Source organism: Stenotrophomonas sp. CCNWLW162 (genome assembly GCF_037203745.1).
Taxonomy (GTDB): Bacteria; Pseudomonadota; Gammaproteobacteria; order Xanthomonadales; family Xanthomonadaceae; genus Stenotrophomonas; species Stenotrophomonas maltophilia_AQ.
In genome coordinates this window covers 357,691-369,352 of record NZ_JBBCBL010000003.1, presented here as the reverse complement: position 1 = coordinate 369,352, position 11,662 = coordinate 357,691, and the positions used below count along the sequence as shown (strand labels likewise).

Genomic DNA, 11,662 nt, shown 5'->3' with positions numbered 1-11,662 from the left:
CCGTTCTGGTTTAGGCTTGGGGTCTGGATCCGTTGACCGAGGCCTGTGCGTCGCCGATGAACGAGTACCGCAGCAGTATCGAGTTTGTTTCCCCCGATCTTCCCCTGCGTGACGACGTACGCCGTCTGGGTGCACTGGTCGGCGACCTGCTGTTCGAGCAGGTGTCGGCCGCCTTCCTCGATGACGTCGAGGACGTGCGTACGCGTGCCATCGCCCGCCGCGAGAACCAGGCACCGCTGTCCGAACTGGCCGAAGGCCTGGCCGGGCGTGCGCCACAGCAGGCCGAGACCATGGTGCGTGCGTTCAGCACCTACTTCCAGGTGGTCAACATCGCCGAGCGCGTGCATCGCATCCGCCGCCGCCGCGACTACCAGCGCGCCGTCGCAGCCGCACCGCAGCCCGATGGCCTGCAGGATGCCCTGCAGCACCTGAAGGCACAGGGGGTGGGCCTGGACGAGCTGGCGCAGTGGCTGCCGCGCATCGACATCGAACCGGTGTTCACCGCACACCCGACCGAAGCGGTACGCCGCGCGCTGCTGGAAAAAGAGCAGTTGATGGTGGCCAGCCTGGTCGACAACCTCGACGGCCAGCGCACGCCGGGTGAAGCGGCTGCCGATGCCGCTCGCTTCCGCATGGCGCTGACTGCGTCATGGCAGACCACCGATTCCTCACCGGTGCGGCCCACCGTCGATGACGAACGCGAGCACGTCGGCTTCTACCTGGTGCAGGTGCTGTACCGGGTGATTCCGGTGCTGTACGAATCGCTGCAGCAGGCGTTGCGCGATACCTATGGCGAAGAACTGCCGCTGCCGCGACTGCTGCGCTTCGGTACGTGGGTGGGCGGCGACATGGACGGCAATCCCAATGTGGATGCGCACACCATCCGCAATACGCTGGATGCACAGCGCGTTGCCGTGCTGGGCCGTTACCAGAAAGAACTGCTGCAGCTGGCCAGCCTGCTCAGCCAATCCACCGAACGGGTGGGGGTGAGCGATGCACTGCAGGCGCGTGTCGCGCATTACCAGCAGTTGCTGCCGCAGGTGCAATCGCGGCCACGCCATGCCGACATGCCGTACCGGTTGCTCAACGACCGCATGCGCGCACGCCTGCAGGCCACGCTGGATGATGCCGACGGCGCCTATGCCGGCCCGGACGAGCTGATCGATGACCTGCAGCTGATCCTCGACAGCCTGCGCGCGAACCGGGGCGAACATGCCGGCGGCTTCGCTGTGCAACGCCTGCTGTGGCGGGTGAAGACCTTCGGTTTCCATCTGGCGCGGCTGGATGTGCGCCAGGAATCGAGCGTGCATGCGCGCGCGCTGGCGGCAGTGCTGGGTGGCGACGATGCGTGGGAGGGCCTGGATGTACTGGGTCGTGCGCGCCTGCTGGCGCCGCATGCCGGTGGCGAGGTGCCTTTGCCGAAGGGCGAGGACGAAGGCAATCAGCGTTTGGATGCAGTGTTCGCCGCATTGGCGGATGCGCGTGCACGCCATGGTGGCGATGCACTGGGCAGCTACATCATCTCGATGGCACACGACCGCAGTGATGTGCTGGCGGTGCTGGCGCTGGCACGCCGTGGTGGTCTGGTCGATGACGCCGGTCACGTGCCGCTGGATATCGCGCCGCTGTTCGAAACCGTGGACGATCTCAAGCGCGGCACCGCGACGCTGCGCGACCTGCTGGCCGACCCGGTGTACCGTGCGCATCTGCGTGCACGCGATGACGTGCAGATGGTCATGCTGGGCTATTCGGACAGCAGCAAGGACGGCGGCATCGCCGCCTCGCGCTGGGGCCTGCAGCGTGCGCAGGTGGAACTGCTTGAGGTGGCGGCCGAGGCCGGCATCCGCCTGACCTTCTTTCATGGCCGCGGCGGCTCGATCAGCCGCGGTGGCGGCAAGACCACGCATGCGGTCGATGCCTCGCCGCGCGGCAGCATCGATGGCCGCCTGCGCGTGACCGAGCAGGGCGAGGTGATCCACCGCAAGTACGGCATCCGTGCATTGGCCCTGCGCTCGCTGGAACAGGCCACGGGTGCCGTGCTGCGGGCCAGCCTGCGCCCGCGTGCAGCGGAGCCGCGCGAGGATGACTGGCGGCCGGTGATGGATGTGGTCGCTGGCTCCAGCAGCGAGGTGTATCGCGCCTTCGTCGGCCAGGCCGGCTTCATGGACTACTTCCGCACGGCGACACCGATCGATGTGATCGAGCGGATGACGCTGGGTTCGCGGCCGTCGCGCCGGCTCGGCCAGGACGCGGCGTTGGGCAATCTGCGCGCGATTCCGTGGGTGTTCGCCTGGAGCCAGGCGCGTGCAGTCATTCCCGGGTGGTATGGCGTGGGCAGCGGCCTGCAGGCGGCAGTCGATGCTGGCCACGAGCAGACGCTGCGCGAGATGGCGCGTGACTGGCCGTTCTTCCGCACCTTCCTCGACGACATCGCGATGGTGCTGTCCAAGGGCGATATCACCATTGCCGAGCAGTTCTCGCGTTTGTCGGGTGAGCTGCACGACGCGTTCTTCCCGCAGGTCGAACGCGAGCTTGAACTGACCCGGCACTGGCTGCTGGCGTTGATGGAGCAGCAGACCCTGTTGGACCACGACGCGCGGCTGGCACTGTCGATCCGCCTGCGCAATCCCTACGTGGACCCGATCAGCGTGCTGCAGGTGGACCTGCTGCAGCGCTGGCGCGAAAGCGGACGCGAGGATGATGACCTGCTGCGTGCGCTGGTGGCCTGCGTGAATGGTGTCTCGCAGGGCGTGCAGAACACGGGTTGATCCGCGCCGGGCATGACCCGGCGCTACCTGCCTCGGTGGGTGCGGGGCTTGCCCCGCACGCCCTCAATCCTCCGGCGACGGCGGATTGGACGCCAGCAGTTCCAGATGGCGCTGCTCCATTTCCTGCCGCAGCTGGCGGCGGATCAGCGCTGCGGCCTGCCGGCGCTTTTCGTCCGAACTGGCCGGCTGCAGCGATGGAACCGGCGTCGGCCGGCCGTCCTCGTCCACCGCCACCATGGTGAAGAAGCAGCTGTTGGCGTGGCGCACGCTGCGCTTGAGGATGTCCTCGGCCACCACCTTGACGCCGATTTCCATCGACGAGGTGCCGGTGTAGTTCACCGAGGCCAGGAAAGTGACCAGTTCACCGACCGCGATCGGCTGGCGGAACACCACCTGGTCCACCGACAGGGTGACCACGTAGCGGCCGGCATAGCGGCTGGCGCAGGCATAGGCCACCTGGTCGAGCAGGCGCAGGATGGCGCCGCCGTGGACCTTGCCGGAGAAATTGGCCATCTCCGGCGACATCAGCACGGTCATGGACAGCTGGTGGGTTTTCAGTTCGGTCGACATGGCCAGATTGTATCGGCAACCGGGCAGTGCCGGCCGCTGGCCGGCAACCACGCGATTGTTTCCGCAGGCCATGAAAAAGCCGGCCAGCGGCCGGCTCTACCAGAAGCAGAAGGGCCGCTTGCGCGGCCCTTCGTGCTTCTTACTTCAGCTTCGCATCGGCGCGCAGGGCGGCGGCGCGGTCGGTCTTCTCCCAGGAGAAGGCCGTGGCGTTGACGGTCTCGCCTTCGCCGTTGAGGTAGCTGAACTCCTTCGGCTTGCGGCCGAAGTGGCCGTAGGCCGCGGTCTGCTGGTACATCGGGTGCACCAGGTCCAGCATCTTGATGATGCCGTACGGGCGCAGGTCGAAGTGCTTGCGGATCAGCTTCTCGATCTTGTCGTCGCTGATCTTGCCGGTGCCGAAGGTGGTGACCGAGATCGAGGTCGGCTCAGCCACGCCGATGGCGTAGGAGACCTGCACTTCGCAACGGTCGGCCAGGCCGGCGGCAACCACGTTCTTGGCGACGTAGCGGGCCGCGTAGGCAGCCGAACGGTCGACCTTGGACGGGTCCTTGCCGGAGAACGCGCCACCACCGTGACGGGCCCAGCCGCCGTAGGTGTCGACGATGATCTTGCGGCCGGTCAGGCCGCAGTCGCCCACCGGGCCGCCGATCTCGAACTTGCCGGTCGGGTTGATGTGGAACTTGGTGCCCTTGTGCAGCCACTTGGCCGGCAGCACCGGCTTGATGATCTCTTCGCGGACGGCCTCGATGAGGTCCTTCTGCTTGATGCCCGGGGCGTGCTGGGTCGACAGGACCACGGCGTCGATGGCCGAGACCACGCCGTTTTCATAGCGCAGGGTGACCTGGCTCTTGGCGTCCGGACGCAGCCACGACAGCGGCGAGTTCTTCTTCTTGCGGATCTTGGCCTGCTGCTCGACCAGGCGGTGCGACAGGTGGATCGCGGCCGGCATGTAGCTGTCGGTCTCGTTGGTGGCGTAGCCGAACATCAGGCCCTGGTCGCCAGCGCCCATTTCTTCGGGCTTCTTGCGGTCCACGCCCTGGGCGATGTGCGGCGACTGCTTGCCGATCAGGTTCAGCACGCCGCAGGTGGCGCCGTCGAAGCCGACGTCGGAGCTGTCATAGCCGATGTCCACGATGACCTTGCGGGTCAGCGCTTCCAGGTCGATCCAGGCGCTGGTGGTGATTTCACCGGCCACGATGGCAACGCCGGTCTTGACCATGGTCTCGCAGGCCACGCGGGCGCGCTGGTCCTGGGTCAGGATCGCGTCCAGCACCGCATCGGAGATCTGGTCGGCAACCTTGTCCGGATGGCCTTCAGAGACCGACTCGGAGGTGAAGAGGTAGCTGGACATCAGGCTTAATATCCTTTGATTCGGATGGAAAGATGGGCGCGAATGATACACGGGGTGCGCCGCCTGTGCATTGTGAACCTGTACCGGTTGCCGGTGGTTAAGCCCATGTAGGCCTGCAGGGCCCGCTGCAGGGGGATTGAGGCCCAGCCTCGACGCCCAGTGTTCCACCAGCGTGACAACGGCGCGGGTCCTGCCTGGCCCCGGCCGCGCAGTCTGCGACCCCGCTCCGGGGCACCCGGCCGTCATCGTTCTGCCCCGAAACCGCCATCTGGCTGCCGCCTGCCGGGCGCAGGCTGTCGGCCAATCCGGCCGCCGGGCACGAGCGAACACGCCATGCAGGAACTCGAACAGCGTCTCCAGCAACGCTTTCCCGATTGGTTCCATGGTCGTCGTGGCCAACTGGCCCGGCCCTTGCTGCGCAGCGTCGGACGCTGGTCGCGCCTGGACCAGATCGAAGCGTTCCTGCAGCGCAGTGCAGGATTGCGCGGATTCGGGTTCGTCGCCGCCGGCCTGGAATTCATCGATGGCCAGTACCAGGTGGATCCAGCCGCGCTGGCGAAGATTCCCGCCACCGGCCGCCTGCTGATCGTCGCCAACCATCCGTCCGGGGCGCTGGACGCGCTGGCCCTGCTGGACGCGGTCGGCCGCATCCGCCGCGACGTACGGATCGTGGCCAACGACCTTTTAGGTGCGATCGCGCCATTGCAGGACCTGCTGCTGCCGGTGCGCATCCTCGGTGGCAAGGCCCAACGTGGCAGCCTGCATGCGGTCGAAGAAGCGCTGGCCGCCGAGCAGTGCGTGATCGTGTTCCCGGCCGGTGAGGTCTCGCGGTTGTCGCTGCGCGGCATCCGCGATGGCCGCTGGCAGCGCGGTTTTGTCCGCTTCGCCCGCGCTGCCGGTGCGCCGGTGTTGCCGGTGCGGGTGGAAGCGCGCAACTCGGCGCTGTTCTACGGCGCCTCGACCCTGTTCAAGCCGGCCGGTACCGCGCTGCTGGCGCGCGAGATGTTCACCCGTCGTGGGCGCCCGCTGCGGCTGTGCATCGGTGAGCCGATGCAGCTGGGCAAGGGCGGTGACCCGGGCGCGCAGCTGCTCGCGGTGCGTCGCGCGCTTTACGCGCTGGGTCGCAATGGCGCGGCCGCAGATGCCGCTGTCTGCGCAGGTCCCGAGCCGCTGGCCGCGCCGGTGCCGCCCTCGCAGGTCGCCGCGGGTATCGCGGCCGCTACCCAGCTGGGCCAGACCGCCGACGGCAAGCAGATCCTGCTGGCCACCTGCGCGGCCGATTCGCCGCTGCTGCTGGAACTGGGCCGCCTGCGCGAGCTGACCTTCCGCCAGGTCGGCGAGGGCACCGGCCGCAGCCGTGACCTGGACGCCTTCGATCCGCAGTACGAGCACATCGTGATATGGGACGCGGCCGCGCAGCGCATCGCCGGCGCCTACCGCATCATGCGCGGTGCCCATGCGCTGGCCCGGCATGGTCTTTCCGGGCTCTACAGCGCGTCGTTGTTCCGTTATTCCGACGACGCCATCACTCACATCGCCGAGGGCCTGGAACTGGGGCGCAGCTTCGTGGTGCCCGATTACTGGGGCAGCCGCAGCCTGGACTACCTGTGGCAGGGCATCGGTGCCTACCTGCAGTGCCGGCCGGGCATCCGCTACCTGTTCGGCGCAGTGTCGATCAGCGCGGCACTGCCGCGTGATGCGCGCGAGCAGCTGGTGGCGTACTACCAGCGCTATTACAGCGGTAGCGCCGGCCTGGTTGAATCGAACCGGCCGTTCCAGTACTTCGCGGCACCACCGAGCTTCGGCGAGCTGGATGCCGGCGCCGCATTCGATGTGCTGAAGGCCAACCTGGCCGCACTCGGCACCGGCGTACCGACGCTGTACCGCCAGTACACCGACCTGTGCGAACCCGGCGGCGCCCGCTTCCTTGCCTTCGGTGTCGATCCGGATTTCAGCGATTCGATCGATGGCCTGATCGAAGTGGACCTGTGTGCGATACGGCCCAACAAGCGCAAACGCTACCTGCGCGATGCGGGGATGCCGGCATGAGCACGCTGGCGAACCTGTCGCCACACCGGCGCGCAGTGTTCGTCTCCGACGTGCACCTGGGCTCGCGCCACTGCCACGCCGCCGAGCTGGCCCGGTTCCTCTCGCAGTTGCGCTGCGAGCGGCTGTACCTGGTCGGTGACATCATCGACCTGTGGTGGATGGCCCACCGCCGCGCCAACTGGCGGCAGTCGCACAGTGAAGTCATCCAGGCCCTGCATGCGCTGCGCCGTGCTGGCACCGAGATCATCTACATTCCCGGCAACCACGACGCCTCGCTGCGCCAGGTGTGCGGGCTGATGCTGCCGGCGATGCAGGTGCGTCGCCGTGCGATCCATACCACTGCTGACGGCCGCCGGCTGCTGGTCGTGCATGGCGACGACTACGATGGCGTGACCCACTTCGGGGGGCTGCAGGAGAAGTTCGGCGACTGGCTGTACTACCGGATCCTCACCGGCAACCAGGCATTGAACGCGGTGCGGCGCGTGCTGGGCATGCGCTACTGGTCGCTGTCTGAATTCCTGAAAAAGCGTAGTGGTGCAGCCGAGCGCTACATCGAGCGCTTCGTGCAGGCCGGGCTGGACGACGTGCGCCGGCGCGGCCTGGATGGCATCGTCTGTGGCCACATCCACCGCGCCGCGCTGATCGAGCGCGATGGCCTGGTCTACGCCAACGATGGCGACTGGGTGGAGAGCCTGACCGCGCTGGTCGAAGACCACGATGGCGCGCTGCGCCTGCTCGACCACAACGGGCAGACCCTGGTGGAACTGCCGGGCGCGCGGCTGTCGCAGGCGGCGTAACGCGCGTCTGTTCTCCTGTAGAGCCGAGCCCATGCTCTGCGGACGTGGCGCGACGGGGGGCGAACCGAAAAACAGTCGAGCATGGCTCGACTCCACAAGGGCACGAGCGGGGCGGATGCTTCCCCGCGCATTGCGATGCGCCCTACGGACTGGCGCCCTTGATCAATGGTGGCGCGGCTCGGCTCTACATACACCGCGCGCAAGCCGCTAGCATCGGCCCATGGATTCCCTGACCCAGATCGTGCTCGGTGGCGCCGTCGCCGCTGTCATCGCTCCGCCCGGCCATCGCCGCGCGGCCCTGCTGGCCGGTGCCGCACTTGGCACCCTGCCGGACCTCGATGCTCTGTGGTTGGGCTTCACTGCCGCAGACCCGGTGGCGAACATGGTGGAGCACCGCAGCTTCAGCCATTCGTTGCTGGTGCTGCCGTGGGTGGCCGCGCTGATCTGGTGGTTGTTCAAGCGCTTCGGCAATGGCCGCGTCGCGCAGTCACCGGTGCGCTGGTTCTGGGCGATCCAGCTGGCGCTGGTCACCCATCCCGTGCTGGATGCGTTCACCGTCTACGGCACCCAACTGTGGTGGCCGTTGCGGCCACACCCGACCATGGGTTCCAGCGTCTTCATCATCGATCCTGGCTACACGGTGTGGCTGCTGCTGGGCTGCGTGCTGGCCTGGTTTGGCCGCGCCCGTCCCTGGACTGGCAAGGTGCTGGGTGTGGCGCTGCTGATCAGTAGTGGCTACCTGGGTTGGGGCCTGATCGCCAAGGCGCAGGTCGACCGTGCCGCGCAGCAGAGCCTGGCGGCGATGGGGCTGGGCGATGCGCCGCGCTTCTCGGTGCCGATGCCGTTCAACACGCTGCTGTGGCGGGTGGTGGCGATGACGCCGAACGGCTACGTGGTGGGCGACCGCTCGCTGGTGGCCGACCATGGGCCGATGCAGTTCGAAAGGTATGCGTCCAACGTGCAGGCATTGCGCGAAGCGGAGGGCATTCCTGCGGTGCAGCAGCTGCAGTGGTTCAACCGCGGCTTCATGCGTGCGCGGGTGGTTGACGGCCGGCTGGTGCTGAGTGATCTACGCATGGGCCTGGAACCGGACTACACCTTCAACTTCGCGGTGGCCGAACAGGTTGATGGCCAGTGGCGGGCGATCACGCCCGAACAGCTCCGGGTGGACTACAGCAGCCCGGCCGCGCGTGCCGATGCCGGGCGCCGGCTGGCAGCGATGTGGCAGCGGATCTGGCAGGAGCCGGCAGTGCAGCCCCGGGGGGATGACACTGCTGTGCATTGATCGCGCGGTGATTGGCGGTTGCGGCAGATGCTCAGCGTTCGGTGGGCGGAGCCAGCATTACCTTCGCTGGGACTTCCACCAGATCTGCCTGCAACAGGCGAGGGATATCGCTGCTTGGGTTCACGCTGACATGATGATAGCGGTTGAAGATGAAGTTGAAATCTCGTTCCGGCATCGTCGGGAAGTACCTTCGGAAGTAACCCATCTGCGGCAGATACAACACGTGGTTTACTGCCGGAATGCCAGCGCCGGGAAGTAGACCACCCAAGCTGCCCGTCGCGACCAGCGCGCCATCCGCATTGATGCGCGCGCCGCGCGCCTGCTGTGCCTGCAGCACCGCCTGGCGATCAATCGAAAAGATGGGCCCCGCCGGCTGCACCGGATTGAACAGGCCGTTGCCCAGCAGATTGGTCAATGCGGCGGCGGCCAGTACCAGCGTGGGTGCATTCTTCGACCACTGAGGGCGGCTGGCAGCAACTGCGAGAGCGGCAAGGCAGAGATAAGGAACTATGTCGTAGGCGCTATACAAATGGTGGAAACCATCGTTACCGAGCGGGTACTTGGCCAGGCTGCCGATGGCCAGCAGACCTGCTAGCAGCAGTAGGCGCCCGCGTTGAAGAAGCGCGCCGCACTGGATGAGGATAATGGCGCAGGCGATGTTGAGCAGCAGGCCAAAGGCAAGCAGGGCACGGATAGGTGGTACCAGCGACAGGCCGGTGAGCTTGCCGATCAGTGCCGGAACCGGCAGAAACATCCAGCACGCCACCAAAAGCAGGCCTGCGACCAGGATCGACAGCGCGCGGCGGTTGTTGCGCACCCAGCAACGGAACCGGCTCCCGTCGATCAGCACCAGCGTGAATAGCGGCAACAGGCTGCCCAGTACTGCGATCTCGCATTCGTTGGATGTCGTGAAGGACGGCAACGGCACGAACTTGTAAGTCATCAGGTTGGGAAATACATGCGCCAGCAGGGACACCGGGCTTACCCCACCTCCTGCACTCACACGCTGCCCAGGGTAGACCGTGTCGCGGGCGATCTGGATGATCTCGTGGAAGTAGCCGAAGAACACCGCCAACGAAAGCAGGCCGGCGGCAACTGCATCGAGCAACCGGGGAAGCGACAACGTCTCACGGCGAAATGCCAGAACCAGTAAACCCATCGTCAGCAGCGAGCCGATGGTGAACGGGGGATAGGTTGCTGCCACCAGCCAGGCAGACAGTGCATATGCGCTGGCCAGTATGCGCAGCCAGCGGTTGCCGATGCCGAGCCAGGCGACTGCGCACCAGGGTGCAAGGGCGAACGCACCAGCGTTGCTGGACCACCAGACCTGCACGAACGGCGAGAAGAACAGGATGCTGGCGATCAGCAGTGCGGGAAGCGGAGGTAATCGAAGTTGACGCAGGAACGTTGTCCAGCCGGACAGGAATGCCACGGCCATGAAAACGAAGAAGAACGAATAGGCGTTTGCCGGAGGCAGAATGAAGAACGCCCAGTGGTAAGGCTTGAACAATAGACCCCAGTCAAGCAGCGGAAGCGCCTGAAAGGTGCGCAGCGACTCACGATAGGGTGAGTGCGCATTCATCTGGCCGAAATCGTTAGCGACGGCGATCTGTACGTAGGGCGTGTAAACCATCCACTCATCCGAGCGGATAGACCGGGCAGAGCCGAGCAACGGCTGCAAAGGTTCCAGGCCCATACGCTCGAATGCCAGCGCGTAGGACGAAGGAGTCAACGCAAAAGCAACATACAGGATGCAGAACGCGGCCAGCAGGCCCAGCAAGAGCCTTGCCTGATTTGTACTCCATCCACCTGGCAGGCCCGCATCGTGCGCAGGCGTTGGCGGTCGTCCGCTGTCGGTCATCTTTCGCTCACAGATCAGGTGCCGCCGGTGTGGCGCGCATGCCGTCCGGAATCCGGCTGGCAGCATGGGACGCGGCATGCACCTTGTGCAGCCATGTTGGCGAAATTCTAGCGGGTTGCCCTCGCCGCGGCGAGGTTGCGTTCAATACACCGTCGCGCGGCCCTGCACGAACGAGTAGAAGAACACCGCGTTCGGGTCGTTCTGCACCAGCCGGAACTCGCGGCGCATGCCTTCCACGGTTTCCTCGTCCACCGAGCCGGCCTGCAGCAGCTGGTCGGCCGCCGACAGCAGCAGCTGTTCCCAGAACGCGATCATCGTCTTGCGACGGGCCGGTTCGCGGTTGTCCAGGTGGATGGTCTTGATCTCGGTCTGCACATCGCGGAAGCCGCCGGCCAGCAGCAGGTTGCCCAGCTTGGCGCCGACGAACGGGTCGCCGCCGTGGTCGTACTGGAAGTCGTTGAAGGCCATCCAGTAGCGCCAGATGTGCGGTGAGTACGGGTCGAGCAGGAACGAGGCGTTCATCACCTCGGTGATGTACACCGGCGAGCCCGGGGCCAGCACCCGGCGCACTTCGCTCAACACGCGCGCCGGTGACGGCACGTGCTCCAGCACCCAGCACAGGAACGCCGAATCAAAGCTGCGGGCCTCGAACGGCAGTTCGCCGGCATCGGCCTGCTGCAGGGTGTAACGGTCGCTGCACCACGGCGTGCGCGCCAGGTTCTCGCGTGCGGTGGCCAGCTGCGTTTCGCTCAGGTCCACACCGGTCACGTGCAGCTCCGGGAAGCGGCGCAGCAGGATCTCGGTCTGTGCGCCGACGCCGCTGCCGACTTCCAGCAGGCGCCGCGCGCCGCTGTAGTCGATCTGGCCGAAGATGCTCGATTCCAGCAGGCGGGCCTGGGTCATCAGGCGCTGCTGCTCGGTGCCGGAGAATCCGTGCAGGTAGGTCGGGGAGGAGATCGGCGGAGTCATGACGGCGGGCTC

At 66.4% G+C, this 11,662-nt stretch carries 8 protein-coding genes; 4 read left to right on the top strand and 4 right to left on the bottom strand.

Annotation, left to right across the window (positions count from 1 at the left end):
* The first annotated feature begins 56 nt into the window (after positions 1-56).
* Positions 57-2,768: a phosphoenolpyruvate carboxylase gene (gene ppc / locus V9K93_RS10520; RefSeq protein WP_337302520.1), complete on the top strand. Its 2,712-nt coding sequence runs from the start codon at positions 57-59 to the stop codon at positions 2,766-2,768.
* 63 nt (positions 2,769-2,831) lie between these two features.
* Here ppc and V9K93_RS10515 read toward each other — a convergent pair whose 3' ends face one another.
* The gene (locus V9K93_RS10515; protein ID WP_046982718.1) at positions 2,832-3,338 is read right to left on the bottom strand and encodes an acyl-CoA thioesterase; all 507 of its coding nucleotides are present in this window, start codon (positions 3,336-3,338) and stop codon (positions 2,832-2,834) included.
* A gap of 139 nt (positions 3,339-3,477) precedes the next feature.
* Positions 3,478-4,689, bottom strand: a complete 1,212-nt coding sequence (metK, locus tag V9K93_RS10510; protein ID WP_012510070.1) for a methionine adenosyltransferase — start codon at positions 4,687-4,689, stop codon at positions 3,478-3,480.
* A gap of 333 nt (positions 4,690-5,022) precedes the next feature.
* Between metK and olsF the strand changes: the two genes are divergently transcribed.
* The 3 genes from olsF to V9K93_RS10495 all read left to right on the top strand — a co-directional run bounded on the left by olsF (position 5,023) and on the right by V9K93_RS10495 (position 8,820).
* Positions 5,023-6,738 (top strand): bifunctional ornithine lipid synthase OlsF, encoded by a 1,716-nt coding sequence (gene olsF / locus V9K93_RS10505; RefSeq protein ID WP_046982720.1) that lies wholly within the window; start codon positions 5,023-5,025, stop codon positions 6,736-6,738.
* Positions 6,735-7,535 (top strand): UDP-2,3-diacylglucosamine diphosphatase, encoded by an 801-nt coding sequence (locus V9K93_RS10500; RefSeq protein ID WP_046982721.1) that lies wholly within the window; start codon positions 6,735-6,737, stop codon positions 7,533-7,535. The genes olsF and V9K93_RS10500 overlap by 4 nt, the downstream gene beginning before the upstream one ends.
* Positions 7,536-7,755: 220 nt before the next feature.
* The gene (locus V9K93_RS10495) at positions 7,756-8,820 is read left to right on the top strand and encodes a metal-dependent hydrolase (protein WP_337302519.1); all 1,065 of its coding nucleotides are present in this window, start codon (positions 7,756-7,758) and stop codon (positions 8,818-8,820) included.
* A 31-nt stretch (positions 8,821-8,851) separates the two neighbouring features.
* Here the strand turns inward: V9K93_RS10495 and V9K93_RS10490 are convergent, their stop codons facing one another.
* Both V9K93_RS10490 and V9K93_RS10485 read right to left on the bottom strand, forming a co-directional pair.
* Positions 8,852-10,600: a DUF7657 domain-containing protein gene (locus V9K93_RS10490; RefSeq protein WP_248298475.1), complete on the bottom strand. Its 1,749-nt coding sequence runs from the start codon at positions 10,598-10,600 to the stop codon at positions 8,852-8,854.
* Between the two features lie 222 nt (positions 10,601-10,822).
* Positions 10,823-11,650, bottom strand: coding sequence for a class I SAM-dependent methyltransferase (locus V9K93_RS10485; RefSeq protein WP_046982724.1), 828 nt, complete (start codon positions 11,648-11,650; stop codon positions 10,823-10,825).
* Between the last annotated feature and the right edge of the window lie 12 nt (positions 11,651-11,662).

Bases quoted from the DNA above. Each gene is read 5' to 3' on its own strand.
- ppc (WP_337302520.1), top strand. From the start codon at position 57: ATGAACGAGTACCGCAGCAGTATCGAGTTTGTTTCCCCCGATCTTCCC.
- V9K93_RS10515 (WP_046982718.1), bottom strand. From the start codon at position 3,338: ATGTCGACCGAACTGAAAACCCACCAGCTGTCCATGACCGTGCTGATG.
- metK (WP_012510070.1), bottom strand. From the start codon at position 4,689: ATGTCCAGCTACCTCTTCACCTCCGAGTCGGTCTCTGAAGGCCATCCG.
- olsF (WP_046982720.1), top strand. From the start codon at position 5,023: ATGCAGGAACTCGAACAGCGTCTCCAGCAACGCTTTCCCGATTGGTTC.
- V9K93_RS10500 (WP_046982721.1), top strand. From the start codon at position 6,735: ATGAGCACGCTGGCGAACCTGTCGCCACACCGGCGCGCAGTGTTCGTC.
- V9K93_RS10495 (WP_337302519.1), top strand. From the start codon at position 7,756: ATGGATTCCCTGACCCAGATCGTGCTCGGTGGCGCCGTCGCCGCTGTC.
- V9K93_RS10485 (WP_046982724.1), bottom strand. From the start codon at position 11,650: ATGACTCCGCCGATCTCCTCCCCGACCTACCTGCACGGATTCTCCGGC.